The organism is Amycolatopsis circi (genome assembly GCF_003385235.1).
In the GTDB taxonomy this organism is placed as follows: Bacteria; Actinomycetota; Actinomycetes; order Mycobacteriales; family Pseudonocardiaceae; genus Amycolatopsis; species Amycolatopsis circi.
Window position 1 is genome coordinate 1 of sequence record NZ_PQIA01000010.1, and the last position, 23,783, is coordinate 23,783.

Annotated in this window: 23 protein-coding genes; 3 read left to right on the forward strand and 20 right to left on the reverse strand. The window is 70.3% G+C overall.

What is annotated here, in order from left to right; all coding sequences use genetic code 11:
• On the reverse strand, nt 1–183 hold a 183-nt coding region (locus tag D0D37_RS47300), incomplete at its 3' end, for a hypothetical protein (RefSeq protein WP_116199386.1).
• A gap of 122 nt (nt 184–305) precedes the next feature.
• Here D0D37_RS47300 and D0D37_RS04775 point away from each other — a divergent pair.
• Together D0D37_RS04775 and D0D37_RS04780 are read left to right on the forward strand one after the other, a co-directional pair.
• Nucleotides 306–599, forward strand: a complete 294-nt coding sequence (locus D0D37_RS04775) for a hypothetical protein (RefSeq protein ID WP_116199289.1) — start codon at nt 306–308, stop codon at nt 597–599.
• Nucleotides 600–964: 365 nt separating this feature from the next.
• The gene (locus D0D37_RS04780) at nt 965–2,194 is read left to right on the forward strand and encodes an alpha/beta fold hydrolase (RefSeq protein ID WP_116199290.1); all 1,230 of its coding nucleotides are present in this window, start codon (nt 965–967) and stop codon (nt 2,192–2,194) included.
• Nucleotides 2,195–2,264: 70 nt separating this feature from the next.
• Here the strand turns inward: D0D37_RS04780 and D0D37_RS04785 are convergent, their stop codons facing one another.
• The 17 genes from D0D37_RS04785 to D0D37_RS04875 all read right to left on the reverse strand — a co-directional run bounded on the left by D0D37_RS04785 (nt 2,265) and on the right by D0D37_RS04875 (nt 20,311).
• On the reverse strand, nt 2,265–3,116 hold the full coding sequence (locus D0D37_RS04785) for an oxidoreductase (protein ID WP_116199291.1): 852 nt from the start codon (nt 3,114–3,116) through the stop codon (nt 2,265–2,267).
• 78 nt (nt 3,117–3,194) lie between these two features.
• Nucleotides 3,195–4,061, reverse strand: a complete 867-nt coding sequence (locus D0D37_RS04790; protein WP_116199292.1) for a helix-turn-helix transcriptional regulator — start codon at nt 4,059–4,061, stop codon at nt 3,195–3,197.
• 143 nt (nt 4,062–4,204) lie between these two features.
• Nucleotides 4,205–5,701 carry a helix-turn-helix domain-containing protein gene (locus D0D37_RS04795; protein WP_116199293.1) on the reverse strand — a complete coding sequence of 499 codons (1,497 nt, stop codon included), beginning with the start codon at nt 5,699–5,701 and terminating at the stop codon, nt 4,205–4,207.
• Nucleotides 5,698–6,768 carry a DUF917 domain-containing protein gene (locus D0D37_RS04800; protein ID WP_116199294.1) on the reverse strand — a complete coding sequence of 357 codons (1,071 nt, stop codon included), beginning with the start codon at nt 6,766–6,768 and terminating at the stop codon, nt 5,698–5,700. Before D0D37_RS04800 ends, D0D37_RS04795 begins: the two co-directional genes overlap by 4 nt.
• Before the next feature lie 14 nt (nt 6,769–6,782).
• The gene (locus D0D37_RS04805; RefSeq protein WP_116199295.1) at nt 6,783–7,502 is read right to left on the reverse strand and encodes an SDR family oxidoreductase; all 720 of its coding nucleotides are present in this window, start codon (nt 7,500–7,502) and stop codon (nt 6,783–6,785) included.
• Complete coding sequence (locus D0D37_RS04810) at nt 7,499–8,593, reverse strand: DUF917 domain-containing protein (RefSeq protein ID WP_116199296.1); 1,095 nt, start codon at nt 8,591–8,593, stop codon at nt 7,499–7,501. Before D0D37_RS04810 ends, D0D37_RS04805 begins: the two co-directional genes overlap by 4 nt.
• Before the next feature lie 85 nt (nt 8,594–8,678).
• Nucleotides 8,679–9,749 carry a DUF917 domain-containing protein gene (locus tag D0D37_RS04815; protein WP_116199297.1) on the reverse strand — a complete coding sequence of 357 codons (1,071 nt, stop codon included), beginning with the start codon at nt 9,747–9,749 and terminating at the stop codon, nt 8,679–8,681.
• 3 nt (nt 9,750–9,752) lie between these two features.
• Nucleotides 9,753–11,303 (reverse strand): hydantoinase/oxoprolinase N-terminal domain-containing protein, encoded by a 1,551-nt coding sequence (locus tag D0D37_RS04820; protein ID WP_116199298.1) that lies wholly within the window; start codon nt 11,301–11,303, stop codon nt 9,753–9,755.
• A gap of 67 nt (nt 11,304–11,370) precedes the next feature.
• Nucleotides 11,371–12,696 (reverse strand): purine-cytosine permease family protein, encoded by a 1,326-nt coding sequence (locus tag D0D37_RS04825; RefSeq protein ID WP_116199299.1) that lies wholly within the window; start codon nt 12,694–12,696, stop codon nt 11,371–11,373.
• Nucleotides 12,697–12,808: 112 nt separating this feature from the next.
• Nucleotides 12,809–13,177, reverse strand: a complete 369-nt coding sequence (gene crcB, locus D0D37_RS04830) for a fluoride efflux transporter CrcB (protein WP_116199300.1) — start codon at nt 13,175–13,177, stop codon at nt 12,809–12,811.
• Nucleotides 13,177–13,644: a fluoride efflux transporter CrcB gene (gene crcB / locus D0D37_RS04835; protein ID WP_116199301.1), complete on the reverse strand. Its 468-nt coding sequence runs from the start codon at nt 13,642–13,644 to the stop codon at nt 13,177–13,179. The genes crcB (D0D37_RS04830) and crcB (D0D37_RS04835) overlap by 1 nt, the downstream gene beginning before the upstream one ends.
• Nucleotides 13,645–13,771: 127 nt before the next feature.
• Nucleotides 13,772–14,434: an enoyl-CoA hydratase/isomerase family protein gene (locus D0D37_RS04840; protein ID WP_116199302.1), complete on the reverse strand. Its 663-nt coding sequence runs from the start codon at nt 14,432–14,434 to the stop codon at nt 13,772–13,774.
• A 1-nt stretch (nt 14,435) separates the two neighbouring features.
• A complete protein-coding gene (locus tag D0D37_RS04845) occupies nt 14,436–15,050 on the reverse strand; it encodes a TetR/AcrR family transcriptional regulator (RefSeq protein WP_116199303.1) in 615 nt (204 codons plus the stop codon).
• 945 nt (nt 15,051–15,995) lie between these two features.
• A complete protein-coding gene (locus tag D0D37_RS04860; protein ID WP_116199304.1) occupies nt 15,996–16,280 on the reverse strand; it encodes an isoamylase early set domain-containing protein in 285 nt (94 codons plus the stop codon).
• A 105-nt stretch (nt 16,281–16,385) separates the two neighbouring features.
• A complete protein-coding gene (locus tag D0D37_RS04865) occupies nt 16,386–17,690 on the reverse strand; it encodes an alginate lyase family protein (protein WP_116199305.1) in 1,305 nt (434 codons plus the stop codon).
• A gap of 87 nt (nt 17,691–17,777) precedes the next feature.
• A complete protein-coding gene (locus D0D37_RS04870; RefSeq protein ID WP_116199306.1) occupies nt 17,778–18,611 on the reverse strand; it encodes a fumarylacetoacetate hydrolase family protein in 834 nt (277 codons plus the stop codon).
• Nucleotides 18,611–20,311, reverse strand: coding sequence for an IlvD/Edd family dehydratase (locus tag D0D37_RS04875; protein ID WP_116199307.1), 1,701 nt, complete (start codon nt 20,309–20,311; stop codon nt 18,611–18,613). Before D0D37_RS04875 ends, D0D37_RS04870 begins: the two co-directional genes overlap by 1 nt.
• Nucleotides 20,312–20,453: 142 nt before the next feature.
• Here D0D37_RS04875 and D0D37_RS04880 point away from each other — a divergent pair, with 142 nt between their 5' ends.
• Nucleotides 20,454–20,729, forward strand: a complete 276-nt coding sequence (locus D0D37_RS04880) for a YggT family protein (RefSeq protein WP_116199308.1) — start codon at nt 20,454–20,456, stop codon at nt 20,727–20,729.
• 292 nt (nt 20,730–21,021) lie between these two features.
• Here the strand turns inward: D0D37_RS04880 and D0D37_RS04885 are convergent, their stop codons facing one another.
• Both D0D37_RS04885 and D0D37_RS04890 read right to left on the reverse strand, forming a co-directional pair.
• A complete protein-coding gene (locus tag D0D37_RS04885) occupies nt 21,022–21,447 on the reverse strand; it encodes a DUF4097 family beta strand repeat-containing protein (protein ID WP_116199309.1) in 426 nt (141 codons plus the stop codon).
• A gap of 192 nt (nt 21,448–21,639) precedes the next feature.
• The gene (locus D0D37_RS04890; RefSeq protein WP_244223387.1) at nt 21,640–22,773 is read right to left on the reverse strand and encodes an acyltransferase family protein; all 1,134 of its coding nucleotides are present in this window, start codon (nt 22,771–22,773) and stop codon (nt 21,640–21,642) included.
• Nucleotides 22,774–23,783 lie beyond the last annotated feature (1,010 nt).

A 23,783-nucleotide genomic window follows, 5' to 3' on the forward strand; every position in this document is an offset into this window, starting at 1 on the left:
CGGCCGGACTGTCCACAAGGGACCCGCCATCGCCAGTTCGGGGCCGGGTTCCGATTCGGGCGGAAGGGGTTCGGGGTCGGGCAGCGGGCGGTCCGGTCCCGGCGTCACCGGGTCGGGCTCCACCGGACCGGGCGGGACGGGCTCGGGCGGGGCGGGCTGCGCGGTCGAACGGGGGCGAAGCATCGCGGACTCCTTTCGCTCCCTGATGGGCTACCGCAGAGCGGCGGCGGCGAAACATCCGCCCGTCCCCGGCGAGGTCGGCTAGGGTCGAAGGCGGAGCCGACGAACCGAGAAGAGGCGAGACGATGAGCGCGGACAAGCCCGGCGAGCAGCAGCCGCTCGACGCGGAGATCGTGGAGAGCCCCGGCACGCCTCCCGCCGACCTCCCCGAACCCGACTACAGCGACAACGGCGCGCCGTCCTTCGACTTCGTGCGGGACCGGATCGAGAAGCGGTACACCACGTCGGTCGGCGCGCAGGAGCTGGCCGGGATCGGCGGGCCGGAGGACGTGCAGTCGCTGGACAAGAAGATCGCCGACCGCAAGGAGGCGGCGAAGGACAAGCTGGCCGAGATCCGGCGGTCGATGGGCAAGGAGTAGCGCTGCCCAGGAACGGCGGCTTCGGCCGGAGTGCGGGTTCGGACGCCCGAATCCCGGCTGGCATTCGCATGCCGGAAGTGCTCCGATTACCAGTGCTTGCCCTGGCACCAGCGGCGACGAGCGCGCGCTCAGTAGGAATACGGCCGAGCGCATGCTCCCCGGACGGCAGTGCCTGGTGCCGCTGAGTACCTTCCGCCGCGAGCAGGATCGGCCCGTTCGGCAGCGGTGGATCCGACGTGCGCCCTTCCGCCGCCGAGAAGCCAGCGCGCCCGCGTCGGAACCACCGCGCCTCTCAAGTCCACAGTGGACTTGAGCGGGGCAATTTCCGTGGCCTCCCCCGCGCCCGCTCTGGTTGAATCGCCGGTATGGCAACCACCGTGCGCATTCCCGGTCTCGTGCTTACCGAGCACGAGTTCTCCGTTCCCCTCGACCATTCCCGTCCGGACGGCGCGAAGATCACCGTCTTCGCCCGGGAGGTCGCTGATCCGGACGGGCTCGACCGGCCGTTTGTCGTGTACCTCCAAGGCGGTCCCGGGCACGAAGCGCCGCGGCCGTCGCGCGGGACGCCGAGCTGGTTGCCGCGGGCGTTGCAGGAGTACCGGGTTCTGATGCTCGACCAGCGCGGCACCGGGCGGTCCACGCCGGTCGGCACGCTCACCGGAACACCGGCCGAGCAGGCCGAATACCTCACGCACTTCCGCGCCGACGCGATCATTCGCGACGCGGAGTTCGTGCGTCAGCAACTGGGTGTCGAGAAGTGGAGCGTGCTCGGGCAGTCGTTCGGCGGATTTTGCACGGTCGCCTACCTTTCCCAGTTTCCCGAGGGGCTGGCCGAGGCCTTCTTCACCGGCGGGCTGCCGCCGATCGCGCGGCATCCGGACGAGGTTTACACCGCGACGTTCGCCAACATGCTCGAGCGCAATCGCCAGTACTACCGCCGTTACCCCGGCGATCGCGCCCGCGTCGAGGCGCTGCTGCCGTTGCTCGACGACGGGGCCGTGCTCCTGCCCGACGGCAGTCCGCTCACCGCGCGGTTGTTCCAGCAGCTCGGTTACGTCCTCGGGGCGAGCGGCGGCGAGGAAACGCTGCACTACCTGATCGAACGCGACCCGACGTCCCCCGCTTTCGCGCACGACGTCGCCAGCTCGCTGCCGTTCAGCGGGCGCAATCCGCTGTACTCGGTCATCCACGAATCGTCCTACTCCGACGGGTTCGCCACCCGCTGGTCGGCCGAGCGCGTGCTGCCGGACGAGTTCCGCACCGACCGGACGTTGTTCACCGGCGAGCACGTGTTCCCCTCGCTCTTCGACGATCTCCACAGCCTCCGGCCGATGAAGGAGACCGCGGAACTGCTTGCCGCGCACGAATGGCCGCGGCTGTACGACGCCGACGCGCTGCGCGAGTGCACCGTCCCGGCGGCAGCTGCGATCTATGCCAACGACATGTACGTCGAGCGGGCGTTTTCCGAGGAAACCGCGCGGCTGATCCCGACGCTCCGGCCGTGGATCACCAGCGAGTACGAGCACAACGGCCTCCGCGCGTCGAGCGATCACGTGCTCGGGCGGTTGATCGACCTCGTTCGCGGACGCGTCTGACCTGCCGTGAGGGGAACCCTGAGGGACTCTGAGTCCCTCAGGGTTCCCCTCACGGACGGCGCAACTGGAGTCAGGCGACGGTTACGCCGCCTTCGACGGAGTCGGTGGACAGGGTGAGGTCCTGCCAGGCGTCGAAGTCGTCCTGGACGCGTTGGCGTCCGGCGGTGACCAGGCGCAGCGCGTCCGACCCGAGCAGGAGGTGCACGGGCGGGTTTTCCTCGTCCAGGAGCTGGAGGATGGCGTCGCCCGCGCGGTCGGGGTCGCCGATGCCTTGCCCGGCCAGCGCCTGGCGGCGGGTCCGGATCGGGTCGAACAGGGCGTCGTAGTCGGCGATGCTGCGCGGGGCGCGGACCAGCGACCGGCCCGCCCAGTCGGTTTTGAACGCGCCGGGAGCCACGGCGGTGACCCGAATGCCGAACTGCGTGACCTCCTGAGCGAGGGTGTCGGTGATGCCTTCCAGCGCGTGCTTGCTGCCCTCGTAGAACGCGAGCCCGGGGAACGTGGTGTGCCCGCCCATCGAGGTGATGACGAAGATCTGGCCGTCGCGCCGTTCGCGCATGGCGGGCAGGACCGCTTTGATGGACGCGACCGTGCCGAAGACGTTGACCTCGAACTGGCGGCGCAGCTCGTCCATCGAGGACTCTTCGAAGGTCCCTTCGAGCCCGTAACCAGCGTTGGCGACGAGTACGTCAATCGGGCCCAGTTCCGCTTCGACGGCCCGCACGGTGGGCTCGATCCGGTCGGCGTCGGTCAAGTCGAGGACGAAGGCCCGGGCGCGTTCCGGGTCCAGCGCCTGGAAATCGGCCGCATGCTGTTCGGTGCGCACGGTGCCCGCGACGTGATGCCCGGCCGCCAAGGCACGCCGGGCGATGGCGCGTCCGAGGCCGGTGCTGACGCCGGTGATCAGGATTGTCTTGCTCACTGCGAAGTGTCCTTTCACGGAGGATGGCATGACGGCATGGACCCCGCGGGTACAGCGGGGCCTAGTGGTGGACGGTGATCAGGACTCGGCGGAGTCCCGGGCAGGCGCGGGTTCGCGGCCCCAGCTGGCCAGCAGCCGCAACCGTTCCTGAGAGGGCGAACCGGCTGGTGCGCTGTAGACGACCATCGACTGGCCCGGGTCGGCGACCGAGGTGAAGATCTCGTACTGCAGTTCCAGGTCGCCGACTACTGGGTGGCGCAGGCGTTTGAGGCCGGTGCTGCGTTCCTGGACGCGGTGTTCCGACCACCACGCAGGGAACTCGGGCGAACGCATCATCAGCTCGCCGATCAGGTTGGCGATGTGCTGATTCCGCGGCTGTGCGGCCGCGGCGAGCCGCAACCCGTGCACGTAATCGCGGGCGACGCGCTCCCAATCACGCCACACCAGGCGGGCCCGCGGATCCAGCAGCGTCCAGCGGGCCATGCTGCGTTCGCGTCGCGGCAGCTCGGCCACGTCGGGAAACAGCAAGGCCCACAACGCGTTCCCGCCGACGACCGTCAGATTCCGGTCGCTGACGAACGCCGACGCCAGCTCCATCGAGTCCAGCACCTGCCGCAGCGCCGGCCGCAACCGGGACGAATGCTCGGCCCGGTCCGTCCGCTCGGCGGTGGCGCCGGCGAGAGCGAACAGATGCCGTCGCTCGATGTCGTCGAAGCGCAGCGCCTCGCACAGGGCGTGCAGCACCTGCTCGGACGGCTGCCGGGCACGGCCTTGTTCCAGCCGGGTGTAGTACTCGGTGCTCACCCCGGCCAACTGCGCGACCTCGCCGCGCCGCAGCCCGGAGACCCGCCGCCCGGCGCCGAATTCGGCCGGAAGACCGATCTCGTCCGGCGTCAGCCCGGCGCGGCGGGCCCGCAGGAAATCGCCCAGGTCGTTCTTGCCCATGCCTCGAGTCTGCCTTCCGGCCAGTCGATCACCAAGGGCGTAGCTGGTCCTGCCAGTACTACTCAGCGGGCCGGGCGAGGGCGGCGGCGCGAGCGTGCGGATCAAGTGGCCGGACGCTGGGAACAGCGGGGCGAGCAGGGGCCCTACTCACTAGGTCGGGCAAGAATCACCGCGCGGGCGGCCAGATGCAGAGCCAACCGCTCATCCGGACGTGACAGATCGACGTGCAGCAACTGCTCGATCCGGCCGATCCGCGCAGCCACCGTATTCCGGTGAATCCCCAGCACCGTCGCAGTTTCAGCCAGCGAAGACTCCGCGTCGAGATAAGCCGCGAGGGTCCGGATCAGGTCGCCGGGCACCGAGACCAGCGGAGCGAGCAACGCACGCGCAGCAGGCTCGAACGTGTCGGTCCGCGTCCATTCCAAGAGCAACTGGGCCATGCCGAGCTGGTCTACGTGCAGGAAATGCCCGGTCTCCGGACGCGCTGCGGCGAGGCCGGCGGCGTCGGTGGCTTCGGCGACTGTCGCGGTGAGACCGTCTGCATGGGGACGGCCGACGCCTAGGTGTGCGTCGAGCGTGCGGCGAAGGCTTCGGTGCACGGCGCGCAGCCGCGCGGACAGCGCCCGCACCCGTTCCGCCGTCGGTTCTTGTTCGAAGGTGACCCAGCCGGTCCAGCCCTCGCCGTGTTCGACGGTGACCGCGTCGATCGACTCTGCCCGAAGCGCGCGCACGACTTCCTGCGTGCGGGAAACAGTGTCGACGTCCGCGGGCACGCCGATGCGCAGGCCGACGTGCCAGCCGCCGAGTCGCCAGCCCGCGTCGGCGGCGCGGCGACGCAGGTCGGCACCGGGTTCGGTGTCTTGACGCAGCAAATCGCCCAGCAGCGCGGACCGGGAGCGGGCATCGCGTTCCAGCTCCAGGCGGTGGGCCAGCAGCCAGCGCTGCACGGCACCTGCCGCCACAGCCAGCGTCGCGGCGACGACGTCCGCGCGCGGGGACTTGGCTCCGGTCAGCTCCGCGGCCAGCCAGACCGACGGCTGCGGCAGCACCGCAGGATGCGCGAGCAGGACGCCGTCCGGAAGCGTGATGCGTTGCGGGACCGGCTCATGGACTCGTACGCGCGCAGCCTCGGCGAGTTCACCGGCGAGCACCTCGCCGCGGTCGTCGAGGACGGCGACGGGAGCGTCCAACAGTCGCCGCAGGACGGTCACGATTTCTTCCGGCGGGCGCAACCGCTCCCCCAACGCCCGGTGCGCGGCGAGTACGGCGTCGGCGCGGTCGATGTCCGGGGCAGCCAGCGCAAGGCGGGCGTCCACGAGCAGATCGAGCGGATCGGCGGACGTGACCAGCAGCGGCACTGACAGCCGTTCGGCCAGAAGTCGTGACGCGGCAAGCGGTTCGGCTCCGGGAAGCAGGACTCCGGCGGCTCGGGCGTCCGCGCAACGGCGCAGGAGGGCGTCGATCTGCCAGTCGGAACCGAGCGAGCGGACCAGCACCACCAGTTCGCCGGAAGCGGGAGTGCCGGAGGCGTCCAGCGCGGCTTTTACTGTCCGCAGTGGACGGTCCAAACCGGACTCGCCGGAGCACACCCGAACCGGACCAGCCCACGAGGGCAGCGCGAGCAGCTGACGGAGGATCACTGTGCTACCACCGGATCGCAGTCGATTCCGTACGCGCGCGGCTCCAGCAGCGGGCGGCGTCGCGGGTCGGTCCAGAACGGTGATGCGGCCAGGCACACGACGTCCACCTCGACCCCGGCGCGGATCGCGTCGCACTGCAGCGGGACGCCGGTGCGGCGGTCCAGCACCGACAGAACGTCCGGAGTGGACGCCACCGGAAGCCCGTCCCGCAGCGCCAGCAGGTACTCGTTTTCCATCTCCAGCCGCAGCAACGCGCCGTCGCGGTGATCGGTCAGCGTCGCCGAGCCACGCCCGAACCCGGGGTGCCCGTGCTGTCCGGGACCGAGGTGCCGAGACACCTCCAGCACCCGGCCGCGGGCGAGAACCCGGCCGTCGAGGGCGGTTTCCAGCGCGGCCAGGTCCGGGCTTTCCCCGGCGGCGAGGACGCGGGCACCGAGGGCGAGCGCCTCGCTCGTCGTGTCGAGGACGGCGTGGTCGGCCAGTTCACCGGCCGGGATCGGGGCGAGCGCGATCGCCGCCCAGCCGCCTGAGCTGGCCAGGAACGCGCGGATCCCGCTCTCGACCACCGGGGCGGCCGCGGCGGCGAGCACCACCACCCGGCCGCCGGGTTCGGCCAGCGCCGCCGGAGCCACGCCGCGTCCGGTCGCGGCGACCGAGAGCTGGTCGAGTCTCGGCAGCCCGCGTCCGGACAGGTCCGCGTCGGCATAGCCCAGCCCCAGTTCCTGGGCGACCACCAGCGGAAGCAGGCCGTTCAGGCCACCGATCTCGATGGACATCAACGCCTGCGCGCGCTGCCCGGTCCAGCGTTCGATCGCGGCGATCGCCGAGGCGAATTCGTCGCCGCTGGGCAGCTTTTCGGCGAACGCGGCGGTCGCGCCGACGATGCCGATCGGCACCACGAGGGTGTCCGGCGGCAGGTCCGCGACCGGGTGCACGACGGGTTCGCGGCCGGATTCGGTCAGCCGCCGCAGCAGCACCGCCGCGGTGACGGTGTCCCCGCCCCCGCCGGACCCGAGCAGCGCGACGCCGCGTTCGAGTGCCGGCACGTCCGCGGCGGTGATGCGCATGGCTGGTCAGCGTATCAGCGGAAGCTGTACCCGCCGTCCGGATACAGCGTCGAGCCGGTGGTGTAAGTGCTGGTGAACAGGTACAGCACGGCATCGGCCACTTCGGACTCGCGGCCGACGCGGTGCAGCAGAGTGTCCGCGCGGTACTGCGCGAAACTCGATTCCCGCGAGGCGGCCGGACGCCCGGCCCACAGGTTCCCGTCGATCGTGCCCGGCGACACGACGTTCACCCGTACCGGGGCCAGCTCCACCGCGAGCCCGCGACCAAGACCCTCGATCGCCGCGTTGCACGCCACGTACGCCGGGGCCGCGGCAGGCGGGCGCACGCTCGCGACGCCGGACATCAGCACCACCGACGCGTCCGGCGACAGCTTCGGCGCGGCGTGTTTCACCGCGTGGTACTGGCCCCAGAACTTGGTGACGAACGGGCTTTCCGCCTCCTCGTCGCTGAGGTCGCGCATCGGGCCGACGGTGTAGGACGCGGCGGGCGTGAACAGGTGGTCGACCCGGTCCAGCGCGCCGAAGAACTCGGCCAGCGACTCCTGGTCGGTGGTGTCCACCGCCTGCCAGGTCGCGGTCGGGCCCAGTTCCGCCGCGGCGGCCCGCAGTTTGTCGCCGGACCGGCCGCCGAGGTGGACGAGCGCGCCCGCCGCCGTCGCGCGCCGGGCGACCTCCAGCCCGATCCCGGAACCGCCGCCGAGCACCACGACCGCCCGGCCGTCGAGCGAACTCACGAAGCCACCTCCACGGGTACGAAATCGTGCGGCAGCCCGAACGCCGCCGGGCCGAACGTGGCCAGCGCTTCCGGGGTGCGCATGAGCGGCGGCGTCGAGATCCCGACCACGGTGACGCGCTGGCCGTAGCGCAGCGTTTCGGTGGTGATCGGCTCGGCGGATTCCGCCTCCAGCACGCAGATCAGGTCAGGGACCAGGCAGCGCACGTCACCGTCGACGAGCGCTACCAGGTTTTCGTTCTGGAAAAGGATTTCCAGCTTGCGGTCGCCCTCGAAGGACACGATGGCGGCGCGTCCGCGAGCGAATCCTTCTTCGGTGCGACGTTCCACATCGGACACTTTGCCGCGGAACAACACTCGCAGATGCGAGTACAGCGTGTCGCTGAGCGCACTCGCCAACGCGGCTATCGGGTCGGCATTCTGTTCGCGGGCAAGGCGAATCGCCCGGCCGACGCTCAACGCCAGCGACAACGTCCTCGGCACCGCCGTACGTTTTACGTCCGCGCCGCTCATCGAGTATTCGGCGATGTGCGCGACACCGCCGAGCCGGATGGTGATCCCGCGCGCGAGCCATTCCATCCGCCGGTTGTCGGCTCCGGTGTCGATCACCGTGGTCTCGCCGCGTTCCCCGGCGATCCCCATCGGCGAACCGGAGACGCCGTACACGCCGAACGTCTCCATCTGCAGCTCCGGGAACGCCCGGCCCATGCCGTCGGCGTCGACCACCGGCAGCCCGAGCCGCGCGCCGACGACCAGCGGGATCATCGAGTTGATCCCGCCGCATTCGATCGGCATCGTCGCGTCGGCCTTCGCGCCGAGGTGCTTTTCCAGCGCTCGCAAGGCAAGTTCGGGCTCGGCGCCGTTCGGGAGCTTCTCGTGCACGACGGTCGGCGCGCCCATTTGCGCGGTCGGGATGACAAGGGCGTCGTCGTCCAGGTCTTCCGGATCGAGCACGGTGACGGGGCCGTGCTCGCGGATCGCTTCGCGCACCAGCAGCCGTCCGACGTACGGGTCGCCGCCACCACCGGTACCAAGGACGGCCGCGCCGCGGGCTAGGTCTTCGAGGTGGTCTTCGGTCAACCTCCAACTCATGTCCGCACCGCCGAAAGACGAGCTGCGCCGATGACATCCGAGGCGGCGCGGACATCGGTGCCCATGATTCGCTCGCAAGCGTCGCTCATCCCGCAACTCCGATCGGGTCCAGGTCGTAGCCGAAGTACCGCGGACCGGCCAGCGCGATGCCTTCCGGAGTGTGCCAGCGGGGATCCGCCGGGGCCGCGATCACCGTCACCCGCTGGCCGTAGCGCAGGCCTTCGGTGGTGACCGCCTCGCCGGACTCGCGGTCGAGGGTGCAGATCAGGTCCGGCACCGAAGCGCGCACCTCGCCGTCCACTTCGGCCACCAGGTGCTCGTTCTGGAAGCGCAGCAACATTTCCGTCCCGATGTCACCGTCCATTCCGGACAGTCGAGCCTCACCGCGGGCGAACCCCGTGACGGTTCGGCGAGCCACGTCGACGACCTTGCCGCTGAACAGCGTCCTGCCGCGCAGCCGCGCCACGACGCGATCGACCGGGTTCTCGTGCGCCTCGCGCGCCTGCCGCACGAGCGCGCCGAGTTCCGCGCACAGGGTCAGTGTGCCGGGCACCATCGACTCCCGCGCCTGCGCGCCGGACATCGCGTAGTTGCTGATCATCGCCGAGCAACCCATGTCGATGGTCGCCGACCGGGCGAGCCGCTCCGCCCAGTGATTGTCCACAGTGTCCAGTACGCCGCGGTTGCCCTTCTCGTCCGCAATGGACATCGGGGTCGCGCGGATTCCGTACAGGGTCGGCAAAACCATCTGCAGTTCCGGGAACGCCCGGCCCATGCCGTCCGCGTCCACCAGCGGCAGGCCCAGCTGCGCCGCCGCGACGACCGGGATCAGCGAGTTCACGCCGCCCGCTTCGGCGCAGGCGATGTGCGTGAGTTCCTTGCCCAGGTAGGTGGCCAGCGTTCGCGCGGCGAGCCCGACTTGTTCGGCGGACGGCAGCTTTTCCACCATCACGGTCGGCGCGCCCATCATCGCGACCGGCAGCACCACAGCGTCGTCGTCCAATTCGGACAGTTTCACCAGCGGGACCGAACCGTGCTCGCGGACCGCGGAATGCGCCAGCAACCGTCCGATGTACGGGTCTCCCCCACCGCCGGTGCCGAGAATCGCCGCGCCACGCGCGATGTCGTCCAAGTCGTGCGCAGTAATCTCAGCCATCGTTCACGCCCCCAGCTGCAGGTCGCCGACCGCCTTGACCCGGATCCGGGTGGCGTTGCCGGGCAGGTACGGGATCGGCACCTCGTCGAAGTCGACGATGCCCACGGACGCCGGGCTCGCCCCGGCGGCCACCGCGCGGTCGACCGCTTCCTGCTTCGCCTCGTCCACCACGGCCTCTCGACGGCCTGGCTCGATCACGTAGACCCGATCGACCTCGCCGCCGATCTGCGCGATCGCCGCGCCGATCGCGTTGGCCACCGCGTAGTGGTCCGGCCGGCGCACCTCGCCGGAACCGGCCAATTCGTCCGGCAGCAGCACCGAACCGCCGGCGACGGCGACCACCGGGAGCGGCTCGGACGACGTGCGCATCCGGTCGACGACATCGGAAACGTCCGCCGCGATCCGGTCCAGCGCGGCCTTCACGAAGTCCCGGTCGAGGTGCGCGACCAGCGACGGGTCGCCGATCTCGGCCCGCCCGGCAGCGACCGCGATGTCCGTGGCGGTCAAGGTGTCTCCGCCGAAGACGAGCGCCTTCGAGGTCAGCTCGTAACCGACGGAATCCGGTCCGACGGTCACGCCGGACGCGTCGCCGCGGACCCGGCTGCCGCCGCCGATGCCGATCGAAAGGACGTCCGGCATCCGGAAGTTCGTGCGGATCCCGGCCACGCTCACGTCCGTGGTCGCCTCGCGCGGGAATCCCTGGCGCAGCACGCCGACGTCGCTCGTGGTGCCGCCGACGTCGACCACCGCGCAAGTGTCCAAACCGGACAGCACCGCCGCGCCGCGCATCGAGTTCGTCGGACCCGACGCGAAGGTCGCGACCGGGTAGCGGCGGGCGAAGTCGACGTCCATCAGCGTGCCGTCGTTCTGGCTCAGGTACAGCGGCGCGGTGATGCCCGCGCCGGTGACCGACGCGGCCAGACCGTCCACGATGTGCGCCGCCAGCTCGCGCAGCGCGGCGTTGATGACAGTCGCGTTTTCCCGCTCCAGCAAGCCGATCCGGCCGATTTCGTGGGACAGCGAGATCGCGACGTCCGGCAGCTGCGAAGCGATGATCTCCGCCGCACGCGCCTCGAACTCCGCGTTCACCGGCGAGAAGACCGACGTGATCGCGACGCTGCGGACTCCGGCGGAGCCCATGTCGTCGGCGGCCTTGCGCAGTTCGCTCTCGTCCAGTTCGGCGATGTGCCGTCCGTCGAACTCGTGGCCGCCGTGCACCAGGTAGCTGCGCCCGGACACCGCGTCGACCAGCCGCTGCGGCCAGTCCACCATCGGCGGCAGCGACGCGCCGGCGGGCAGGCTGAGCCGCACCGCCGCGGTCGGGGCGAGCCGGTGCGCCTCGACGAGCGCGTTGATGAAGTGCGTGGTGCCGATCATGACCGCCCGCACCGCGGCCGGGTCGAACGCGCGCTGCCGCTGCAGCCCGTCGATCGCGGCGACGATGCCCGAGGTGACGTCCTCGGTGGTGCTGGTCTTGATCGAGGCGAGCACCTCGCGGCCGTCCAGCAGGACCGCGTCGGTGTTGGTGCCGCCGACGTCGATGCCGATGCGCACGAAAACTCCTTCCAGGTCGTCGTGCGTGGCAATGCCGGTTCTAACCGGCATCGCCACTCACGAGGTCTTAGGCGGCCGGGGCGGGTTCGGCGTCCGCGGTGCGGCTTTTGCCGACCCCGCGGACCAGGCCGAGCTTCCCGGCGGCCACGTACAGAACGAAAGCGACGACGAGCGAGTTGATGCTGGGCAGGCCCCAGTCCACGAACTCGCCGAAGAGCGCGGCGGCGATCCAGACGACGATCGTCGCGGGCACCCACAGCGGGGCGTCGGTGGGCACCGCGCCGCGGGCCCGAGCCTCCTCCAGGACGCCGCGCCACTGCTTCACCACGAAGTACTCGGCCACCATGATCCCGGCGATGGGCGGGAACGCGACCCCGAGCACGGTCAGGAAATCGGTGAACTTCGAGAGGATCCCTGCCGCCGCGAGCACGCTGCCCACCAGGCCGAGGACCGCGGTGACCAGGCCGCGGTGCGCCCGCTTCCCGGACACGGTGCCGATGAAGTTCACGACGCCGAGCCCGGACGAGTACAGGTTCCAGTCGTTGATCTTCATCGTGCCCGCGATGACGATCAGCAGCCCGACCCAGCCGACCGACGAGGTGACGATCGTGGTGATCTGCGCCGTGCCGACCGCGTGCGCGAGCAGCACTCCGGCCAGGCCGATCACGTACTCGCCGAGCGTGACGCCGACGAGCGTCTGCTTGACGACGTCGCCGGTGGTGCGGTTGAACCGGGTCATGTCCGGCGTGATCACCGCGCCGACGATGAACCCGCCCGCGACCAGCGTCGTGCCCTGCAGCAGGCTCAGGTGCGGGCCGGGCGGCGCGGACGCGACGAGCGCGCCGAGGTCGTGCCGGGTCAGTTCGGAGACCACCGACCAGCCGACCAGGATCAGGAACGCGGGCACCATCAGGTAAGCAGTCCACGCCATCGAGTGGAAACCGCGCACCACGATCGCGGTCACCACCAGGCCGAACACGAGCGCCCAGCCCCATTCCGGCAGGCCGCCCACCAGCGCGGCGAGGCCTTGCGCGGACACCGCGGACTGGATGCCGAACCAGCCGATCAGGCTGATCCCGATGGCCAGCCCGATGAGCGCGGAACCGCCGCGGCCGAAGCCGGTCCAGCGCGCGATCATCGAGGTGGTCAGGCCCTCGCGGACGCCGATCACGCCGACGAGAATGGTGATCAGCTCGAGGATGACCGAGCCGAGCGTGAACGCCAGCACGGCGTTCCCGAAGCTCATCCCGAAACCGATCGTGGCGCCGAGCAGGAACTGCGACAGCGCGGAAACCTGGCCGAACCGCTGCACAGCGACCGACCACCAGGAGTAACGGGCGGAATCGGGCACCCTGGTCAGCGCGTAATCGTCGACACCGACAGCCGAGGCCATGGCGGCTCCTCATCCGGGAGGGGAACGGTTCCCAGCACCGTAAGCAGCGGCTCCGGCGAGGTCACCGTGCGATCCGCACAGCCTAGATAGCTCGGCTGTGCAAGTCGCACGCTCAGCCGACCAAGGCGTGGACAGCCTCGTACGAGAACGCCGCCGCGCCGACCCCTGCCGCGATGCTGACGACCACGTTCGCGGCCGCGGCGAAGTACGACTGGCGCTCGACGAGGCGGACGGTTTCGTAGCTGAACGTGCTGTACGTCGTGAGCGCGCCGCAGAATCCGGTGCCGAGCAGTGAATAGACCGCCGCGGGCAGCGCGGTCCCGGCACCGGCGAGCCCGCCGAGCAGGACACAGCCGATCAGGTTGACGGTGAACGTGCCCCACGGGAACAGGCTCTGGTGCCGGGACTGGACGGCCCGGTCGGTCAGGTACCGCATCGGCGCTCCGACCGCGGCGCCGAGGAAAACGAGAAGGACGGTCATCAGACAGCCACCTCCGCCGGGACGAGCTTGCGGGTGATCGCGTGTCCCAGCAGGACGGCGAGCAGCGCGGCGGCGAGCGTTCCGCCGAGATAGCCGAAGGCGAGCGGCACGGTGTCCGGCTGGACAAGATTGCGCGCTTCGACCGCGTACGTGGAGAACGTCGTGAAGCCGCCGAGCACGCCGACGCCGAGGAACGGCCGCACCAGCCGGTGTGCCGACCACGCCTCGGTGACCAGCACCATCAGCACGCCGATGAGGAAGCAGCCGGCGACATTCGTCCAGAAGGTCGCCCACGGGAAGCCGCTCGTCTCGGTCGGGAGAGCCTGCGCGAGGCCGTAGCGGGCCAGTGCGCCGAGCCCGCCGCCGAGCGCGATCACGCCGAGCACCGACACGTGGTGCCGGACGAGTTCGCGTTGCTGCACGGGATCCCGGAGATCAACGTCGGGGTCGAGTGGTTCTTCAGGCACAGTCTTCTCCTACTCCACGGGCATGGGTCACCGTTCGAGTAGGGACTGTTGGCGGCCTCGGCCGCGGTTGTCCGGGAGATTCCCGGAGCGGCGAGCCCCACCGCCGCGCGTACGCGAGCCTACCTGATCAGTTCCCCGCCTCCCGCAACGCGGTCAGCGCCGGACCGAACATAGTGGACTTGATCGCTTCGAGCGTGCCGCGGTCCTTGCCCGCCAGCGGCGCGACCCGTTCGATCGCCGCGGCTTGCAGGTCTTCCAGCGCGGCGGTCCCGTCGACCAGGCCGAGCGCTTTGGCTTGCGGACCGCCGAAACGGCCCCCGGTGGTCATTGACGCGACGGCGGCGGCCGGGGTGAGCTTCGCCTGGACGAGCGCGGCCATGCCCGGGGTGAACGGGAGGTTGATGTCGGCTTCGGGGAAACAGAAGTAGCCGCGGTCCTCGCGCATGAGACGGAAATCGTGGGCCATCGCGAGCATCGCGCCGCCGCCGAAGGCGTGCCCGTTGACCGCGGCGATCGTCGGGACCGGCAGCGCGAGCACGCGGGCGAGGAGTTCGTGGATGCTGGTGACGTACTTGCCCGCCTCTTCGGGATGGCTGGTGAACCAGTCGAGGTCGAGGCCGTTGGAGTAGTACTTGCCGCTGCCGATGGTGACGAGCGCGGCGGGTTCCTTGCCCGCGGTGACCGTGTCGAGGTGAGTGTGGACTTCTTCGAGCCACGTTGGGGCGAAACGGTTTTCGTCGGTACCGAAGTCGATTACGTGGACGGCGCCGGTGGTGGTGAGCGTGGGCATTTCAGTCCTTTCTGGACTTCTTCGGTGGTTCCAGGGCGAGGATGGCGCGGACCGCCGCGGCCAGCCGGGCGCGACTGTCCGCGCTGGCAGGTCCGGTCGCGAGTTCGCGGCGGAGCAGGGCGGTCGGGAGGTCGACTACGCAGGCGGTGATGACCTCGACGGCTTGGCCGTCGCCGCGGTCCCAGAGCTGACGGGCGAGGCGGACCATGAGGCGGACGAGGCGTTTGTCCAAGGCGTGCAAGGCTTCCGCGAGTTCGTCGGGAAGCTGCGGGCCCAGCACGCGCTTTGACGGGACGGCGATCACCATCCGCGCGGCGTCCGGGCGGGCGTCGGCGACTACAGCGGGAGTGTCGGCTGCCGCGACTACCGCTTCGATCGGGTCGGCGGCTTCGTTGACCAGCCGCTCTTGTTCGTCGAGGAAGAAGGTGGCGGCTCGCAGCCAGGTCCGGCCGATCAGGGCGGGAAGGTTGGTGAAGGTGTGGTAGATCGTGCTGTTCGGGACGCCCGCTTCCTGGGCCAGCCGCCGGACGGTGAGCGCTTCGGGGCCGGTGTCGGCGATGAGGCGCTCGGCGACGTCGAGGATCAGCTCGGGGTCGTGGATCCGGGGGCGGGGCATGGGTTCGAGGGTAATGGAGCAGGTGCTCCAAAACTAGGGCGGGGTGATGTGCGACTCAGGGCTCGTGAGTGCTGGTGCCGGTTCTAACCGGCATAGACGCGCACGAGACCCGGGCGAGGACCCGCCGCCGGAACGCCGCCCGGCTTCCGCTGCCGCCGACGCCGCGGGTCTCGCCGGGGGCCTGCTCAGGTGTCGTGAGTGTTGATCCCGGTTCTAACCGGGATCAACACTCACGAAACGTCAGGGAGGGGTCCGGCAGCGCGAACCCCGGCGAATTGCCGCCCGGCTTCCGCTGCCGCGGGAACTGGAGGGCAAGCGTTGCCGGGCAAGGCGCCTCGCCCGCGAATGGCGGTGCAGGTGCCTGCTACGCCCGGCTGACGGCACCGGGTCCTCGCCGGGCAGAACGTTGCTCCGGGGCGGGCGCTCGCCGTCGGAACCTGCCCGGTGCCCGCGAACGGCCGCGCAATGGCCTGGCCCACGCCGCCTTTGTCGCCGCACAAGCCGCTCGCAGAGCAGGTCATTGCCTCGCAGCGAGCGCCAGCCGCCGGAAACCCCGCCCTGCCGCGCGATCGCCCGGGCCACGCGGCCCAGGCACGCACCGGCCGTTCGCCGAGCAAGACTGAAACCCCGCCCGTTTGCGTGAATCCCGGCCGCCGTAGCCCTTGCCTGGCCGAGCGCTGATGCCGAGACGGTCCGGGTCAGTCCGCGACGTACAGGCAGTCGCACCGTCACGGGCAGTGGCATCCGGGCCGTCCAGCCAACGGACCCCGTCAGCCAGATAACGGAAGCAGAGCCGAGCGCTGATGCCAAGCAGGTCCCGGTCAGTCCGCGACGTACAGACAGTCGTACCCGTCACGAGCGGTGGCATCCGGGCCGTCCAGCCAACGGACCCCGTCAGCCAGGCAGCGGAAGCGGAGCCGGGCGTTGACGCCAAGCAGGTCCCGGTCAGTCCGCGACGTACAGGCAGTCGCACCCATCACGGGCGATGGCGTCCGGGTCGTCCAGCCACCGGCCGCCGTCAGCCAGATAACGGAAGCGGAGCCGGGCGCCCGGCGGGACCTCCACCGCGGCCGAGCGCGTGCCGTTCGAGCGTTTGCGGAGTTCGTGGCGGCCGGGCTGCCAGTCGTTGAAGTCGCCGACCACGCTCACCGGGCCGGGCGGGGTGTCGAGCGGCAGGACGAACGTCACCCGCCGGGACCCGGAGCCGTTGCTCCGGCTGGTCTTGATCACGGCGTTTCCCTTTCCCGTTCCGGCGAATCGGTCTTTCTGAATCGTTCCACGACCGGTGCCGGAAGCCCGGACGCGGCGAGTGCCGCGTCCGGGTGAAAACCGGGGTCAGGTGGTGGAAACGTCGTCCAGCTGCTCGGCCGCCGGGCGCACCGGGAACAGGTCGCCGCCGGGCGGGGCCGGGATGCGGCCGACCGCGGCCCGGGCCTTCCAGTCGCCCGCGTCGGCCGCGGCGTGCACGCTGTCGAGGGCGGCGTACTGGATGAAATGGATGTCCGGCAACGGCCACGGTGCCGCACCGGTCGCCGCGGGCAGCAGGTGGTCGACCGCGGCGAAAATGCTGCCGCCCTGGGGGTTTCGGTACGACCAGAGGTCGACGCCCAGGTGCTTGCCCAGCTGCGCGAGCCGAGTCAGCGCGACCAGGTTGAACGTGTGGTAGTGGTAGGTCCGGGTGCGGGTCGACTCCTCGGGCTGGCCGCCGTCCGCGGCGATCTGGTGGTCGATCCGGGCTTTGCCGGAGTCGCGGACGATCTGACGGGCGAGGTCGCGCTGTCCGACGTAGCTCGCGGTCGCCGCGGTGAGCAGGTCGTAGAAGGTGCCGTGGTTGTTGGTCGCCTTCGCCTCGTCGGTGCCGTTCTTGCTGGTGCGCAACCAGGTCAGGAAATCCGTGGACCAGCCGCGGAACGCTTTCCCGTCGGCCTTCGTCCAGCCGGGCGCGCCCGCTTCCAGGATCCGGGCGGCGTCGAGGACCTGGGTGAACGTGTAGGAGAACTCGATGATGCCGATCCCCCGCCCGTCGGTCTTGCACGGGATGCCCTGCGCGAAGTTCAGGTTCGGGTTCATTTTCGTTGCCGCGTCGAGGAACCAGGTGCGCAGGTCGAGCGCGGCGCGCCGGGCGTACTCGGCCTTGCCGGTGTAGTACCAGGCGAGCGAGAGCTGGTAGATCGAGTTGAACGCGACGAGCCGTTCGGCCTTGTCCGGCACGTTCTTCATCTCGGGGTTGACCTCGCCGTCGCGGTCGACGTACGGGCAGCCCTGCGGGTTTTCCGGCGTTTTCGGCTGGCTGGGCCAGTAGTACGGGGCGAGGCTCAGGTAGTCGTGCTTGTCGCCGCTCGGCGGGACGCGCTCCTTGTCGACAACCGTCCACGGGCCCTTGGCCAGCGCGTCGTCGGCCTGTTTCAGCAGATTCGACAGCGACGTGCGCAGCGTCGGATTCCCAGCCATCAGGCCGATCTTGTTGCCTGCCAGGTGCAGGCCGTCGAGCACCACCGGGTCCGGTACGCAGACGAACGAACACGAATTCGGCGCGGGCGCGGCGGTCGCCGCCCCGGCGGTGGCCGCGAGCAGGCCCGCGACCGTCGCGAGGACCGCCGCGATACGACGCGGACGGGAAGACCGGGAAGGAGGCAGCACCGCAACTCCATTCAAGGATATGAATACATCACAGATATGTGAACTGAGATTGAATAGCCGAACGCGCGTGGCCGCGTCAAGGGGAGGTCAGGCGGAGAGCCCGCGCCGGACCGGGTTCCGGAGGGTGCCGATGCCCTCGATCATGATGGTGACCTCGTCGTCTGCCTCGAGCGTGACGTCCGGGCCGGGAACAGCGGATGTACCGGTGGCCAGGACGGCTCCGCGCGGGAAAACGTCGCCGCGATAGAGCCACGACACCAGATCCGCGAGCCTGCGATGGAGCCGCGCGGTGGAAGTCTCCCCTGCCCAGCGCAGTTCTCCGCCGCGATGGATCTCCACGGTGATGCCGAGCGCGTACGGATCCGGGATCTCTTGAGCGGACACGATCCACGGCCCGGCCGCGCACGAGCCGCGGTACATCTTGGCCTGCGGCAGGTACAGCGGGTTCTCGCCTTCGATGCTGCGCGAGCTTACGTCGTTGACGATCGTGTAGCCGACGATCTCCGCGTTTGCGTTGCACATCAACGCTAGTTCGGGTTCCGGAACGTCCCAAGTGGAATCTTCCCGCACGCCGATCGGCTCGCCTGGCCCGCGCACGCGATGCCCGACGCTTTTGAAGAACAGTTCCGGCCGCTCCGCCTCGTAGACCCGCGCGTAGACGTCGGCGTCGCCGCTCTCCTCCATCCGCGCCTCGCGCGACACCTCGTAAGTGACTCCGGCGGCCCATACCTCGGTGTCGTCGTCGACCGGCGCCCGCAGCTCGCCTGGCTCTCCTGGCTTCAGCTCGACCGCGAGCGCTTCAACGAATTCATAGGCGGACAGGGTGAGCAAGGAGCCGAGTGTGGTGCCGGGCGGGAGCGCGCCGATGGATTCGCCGTCGGTGACCTGCCAGCCCGCGGCGGTCTTCACTAGGCGGCGCATCAGTGCGAGTCCCTCGGCACGGCGGAACCGCGAGTGCCGTGCAGGAAATCGAAGTCCGCGCCGAGGTGGGCCTGGGTGACGTGCTCGCGGTAGAGCCAGATGTAGCCGCTGAGGTACGGGCTTTCCGGCGGCGTCCATTCCGCGCGGCGGGCGGCGAGTTCGTCGTCGGGCACGTGCAGGGTCAGCTGGCGCGCCGGAGTGTCGAGCGTGATCCGGTCGCCGGTGCGGACGAGCGCGAGCGGGCCGCCGACCGCTGATTCCGGGCTCACGTGCAGCACGACCGTGCCGTAGCCGGTGCCGGACATCCGGCCGTCGCAAATCCGGACCACGTCGGTGATCCCCCGGTCGAGCAGCTTCTTCGGAACCGGAACGTTGGCCACCTCCGGCATGCCCGGGTAGCCCTTGGGGCCCGCGCCGCGGATCACGAGGATCGTGTCGGGCGTGACGGGCAGGTCCGGGTCGTCGGCGACACGGTGGTAATCCTCCGCGGCGTCGAAGACCAGCGCCGGGCCGGTGTGCGTGAGCAGCTCCGGCGACGCCGCCGACTGCTTGAGCACCGCACCGTCCGGGGCGAGATTTCCGGTGAGCACAGCGGTTCCGGTGCCGGGCGGCTGGAACGGCGCGTCGACGGTCGTGATCACGTCGTTGTTCCAGCATTCCGCGGCTTCTCGGGGTTTGCCGGTGACCGTGCGGATGTCGGTGCGCAGGAGTCCGGCTTCGGCGAGCCTCGTCAGCACCACCGGAACTCCCCCGGCGTAACAGAAATCCTCCATGAGGAACCGGCCGGACGGCATCAGGTTCACCAACGTGGGAACTGCGCGACCCAACTCGTCGAAGTCGGCCATGGTGAGCGGGACGCCGACGCGACCGGCCAGTGCGAGAAGGTGCACGATCGCGTTCGTGGACCCGCCGATCGCCGCGTTGACGCGGATCGCGTTCTCGAACGCCGCACGGGTCAGGATTTCCGACGGCCGCAGGTCTTCCTCCACCATGGCGACGATGCGCTGACCAGCGGACTGCGCGGTCTCGAAGCGGCGCGCGTCAACGGCGGGCCAGGTCGCCGAACCGGGCAGCTGCATGCCGAGCGCTTCGGCGAGACAGGCCATCGTCGAGGCGGTGCCCATGGTCATGCAGTGGCCGTTCGAGCGGGCCATGCAGCCTTCGGCGAAGAAGCACTCCTCCTCGGTCATCCGGCCGGCTTTGAGTTCTTCCTCGAACTTCCAGACGTGCGTTCCCGATCCGACGTCGCTGCCGCGGAATTTGCCGTTGAGCATCGGGCCGCCGGTGACCATCACGGCGGGCAGGTCGACGCTCGCCGCGCCCATCAGCATCGCCGGGGTCGTCTTGTCGCAGCCGGAGAGGAGGACGACGCCGTCGAGCGGGTTGGCGCGGATCAGCTCCTCGACCTCCATCGCCATCAGGTTGCGGTAGAGCATCGCGGTGGGGCGCATGAGCGTCTCGCCGGTCGCCATCGTGGGAAACGCGAGCGGGAAGCCGCCCGCCTGCCAGACGCCGCGCTTGACTGCCTCGGCGACGCCGTCGAGGTGGACGTTGCACGGGGCGAGTTCGGAGGCGCTCACCGCGATCCCGATCACCGGCCGGCCGTCGAACACTTCCGGGCCGAAGCCCTGGGACCGCATCCACGACCGGTGGATCATCCCCGCCCGGCCGGACGCACCGAACCACGCCGCACTGCGCACTCCGCCTCCTCGTGGGTCCTCTCCTCGATACCCGATCGGGCGGATCCTGGCAATCGACTGAGAAATCCCGCGAACCGGACACTTCGCGGGCACGCCGGACGTTGGAGGGGGTGAGAAGATCGCCGGAGACGAGAGGTGTGCGATGAGCCTGATCGGGACCCTGGTCGGGCACGTCCTGACCGTGTTCATCGTGGTGCTGGTGGCGCGGATGGTGCTGGACTGGACGCGCGTGGTCGCAACGGGGCCCGCGTGGCTCGGGCAGGCGCGCCGGATCACCCACCGGGCGACCGAGCCGGTCATCGCCCCGGTGCGGCGGGTGCTGCCGCCGATCCGGACCGGCGGGGTGGCGTTCGATCTGGCGTTCACGGTGGTGTTCGTGGCGGCGCTGGTGGTGCGGTCTGTCGCGTTCGCCTTGTGAGGAGTGCGCTCGCGCCGCCAAGTCGGGCGGGGATTCCCGGGTCGCCGGAGTGTCCACAGTGGAATGACGGTATTGGCCCGCGCCCGGGCGAGCGGTTGCCGTCGATTCGGGGCGAACGAGCGCCGCACCCGCAGCACGACCGCCGGTCCGTCGCCTTGCTGGTCTCCGGCGCGATCGAGCACCTGGCTTTGTGCGGTCGGCTCATCCTCGTCAGGGGCGAGAAGGCCCGTTCGCTGGTCGCCGGGACTGATTGCCCGCCGGGCGCGGTGCCCGTCGCCCGGTTGCGGCCGGATCAGCGGGAGTCGAGCCGGATTTGCCCGGCGCAGGACCTGATCTCGATGCGATGTGCGCCGGTCGGCCGGTCCGGGAGCGTGCCGCTCCGTTCGCCGACCGAGGTCTTCGCCGACACCGCGTAGTCCGCGCCCGGAACCGTGAGCGCCCCGGCGCCCACGTCGGTCCTGACAGTGGCGCCCGCCGCCGCGCTCAGGGCGAGGTCCACTTCGCCGACGGTGGTCGCGGCCTTGACCGGCCCGGCGGAGTCCTGAACAGCGATCCTGCCCGCGGGCATCGTCAGGTCCAGCGAACCGATCTTGCCTGCCTCGAATTCGCCCGCTCCCCTCTTCCCGGTCACCGCTGTCCGGTCGGGCAAGGTGACGGGGTAGGAGACGACGCAGTGGTTTCCGCACGCGCCGTCGAGTTCGAGCGTCGACCCGGTCAAGCGAGGCCAGACGCCCTCCGGTTTCGCCCCTTGGTAGTGGATCTCGCGCTCGACAGCGATGGAGTCGCGGAGATGATCCGGACATAAACCAGGATTGCATGCTGCTGCCGCGCCGGAATGCCGAGTTTCCGGGTGCGCGTTGCGGTACCTGCACCAGAGCGCCCCGGATCAGGACGCTCCGGGCGGTTCCCGTCAGGGCTTTCCGGCGGTGACCGGGGCCGGTTCGTCGTCGGGGCGTCGGCGGGCGGTCCAGGAGTCGTAGCCGCGCAGGAGGAAGCGGTGGGCGGGGCGTTCGACCAGGCGGGTGAGGGCCCAGCCGAGGACGATGCCGGTGGCGATCATCCCGGCGGCTTGCAGCAGCGGGTCGAGGCCGAGGCCGGACAGCCAGTGCAGCACCAGGTAGCCGATGGCCTGGTGGATCAGGAAGACGCCGTAGGAGACTCCGGCGAACCAGGTGATCGCGCGCTGGACGAACTGCGGGAGGAAGCGGTTCCAGTCCGGGCCCGCGGCGGCGAGCGAGATCACCGCGATCCCGACCGCGATGCCGATCGTCGAGCCCCATTCGATGTTGATCCCGGCGGGCGTGACGGTCGAGCCGTGCAGGGCGTGCGCGGTGACGCAGAGGACTTCCAGCAGTACGAATTCCGTCGTGGAGAAGCGTTTCGTCGTCCAGAGCCGGACCGCGATGCCCGCGACGAACAGGTGCCAGCGGTGGAAGCCGAAGCCGTCGACGACGACGCGGTACCACTCGGGCGGACCGGCGACGCGCAGCGGCCATTGCGCGAGCGGGACCAGCAGGATGGTCCACATCAGGATGCGGAACTTGCGGCCGTGGCCCCAGCTGCCGCGGTAGAGCAGCGCGGCGACGGTGAACGCCATGAGCTGGAGGGGAATCGTCCAGTGGGAACCGTCGAGGAAGGGGTAGACGGCCGGTTTCCAGTTCCAGAGCATCAGGAGATTGCCGACGAGGTCGCCGAACCGCGGACTGAACCAGCCGGGCGGCGAGAGGTACCGCAGCGCGAAGTAGATCACCACGACGGCCGCGAGGAACGGCGGCAGCAACCGCGCGATCCGCCCCCACCAGTACCGGCCGAGCGACCTGCGTCCGATGGTGACTGCGGCGAAGTACGCGGAAATCACGAGCAGCAGGCTCGCCCCGATCTGATGCGGAAACACGAACCGCCGCGGCCCCAGCTCAGGGTGCACGACGACGCTCATGAAGGTCGCGTGGTACAGCAGCACCAGCACGACGCACCCACCGCGCACGAGGTCCCAGCTGATCCGCCGGTTCCCCGAAGACACGCTCACCGGACGGAACGAGGACACGCGCGCCACCGTAACTGGTGGGCTTCGCCGGATGGGAAGGCACCCTGGGCGCGGGTTCGCGGGTCGATTCCGGTACCGGAGCGCGGGTTTGCGGTCTCGGCCGTGGGCGGTTTCGGGAAAAGCCGTGGTGGCAGAGGGGTTTCTGCGCGGGCGGCGCGTTGGTCGGGGTTTGGCGGGTGCGTGTGCGGGTTCCGGTGAGTGAGAGGTTTTAGGTTGGGGCACGCGGGATTCGCTCACGGGATGTGACGGACAAATGCTTGCTCGGTTCTGATCGGCTGTGTGGCTGGGAGAAGGGCTGCGCGGGGTGGCTGAATCGGTCTTGTGGGATGTTCGTGGTCCGGCCGCGCTGCGCGTTCCGCGGCGACGAGGTAGAGGCCGAGTCTCCCCCGGGCTCGCGTGTGGGGAGACCTCGCTGGGGAGGCTCGGGTTCTCCGCTGGAAGCCGGTGCGGGTGGGGTGTCGCCCGGCGAGCGCGTTGCGGACGCCGTCAGCCGAGCCGCCGTGACGCGAATCCCGGCGGCTGGGCTGAGGCGGCGTCGGGCCGGTCGATCGCCGACGCGCTGAGCGGCACCTCGGCGGATTCGAACAGGCGAACCCGGCTCCGGCGAGTCTGGGCCTGATTGGCCTGGCTGAGCCGATCCGGCTTTCGGCTGCCGACCGGATTTCGCTGCCGGAGAGCTGCGCTGGCTCCCGGCTCCCGGCTCCCGGCTCCCGGCTCCCGGCTCCCGGCTCCCGGCTCCCGGCTCCCGGCTCCCGGCTCCCGGCTCCCGGCTCCCGGCTCCCGGCTCCCGGCTCCCGGCTCCCGGCTCCCGGCTCCCGGCTCCCGGCTCCCGGCGACGGTCTCACGCTCGGCTCCGCCCCGCGCGACGGATTCGGGGCTGACTCCAGCCCAGCAGACTCGCCCAGCTCAGCCCACCCCAGCTCAGCCAACCCCGCCTCGGCCCAGCCCGGCTGGAGTCGACCGGCCAGCACGGCTGTCGGCTGTCGGCCTAGCTTCGCTGATCGATTGCA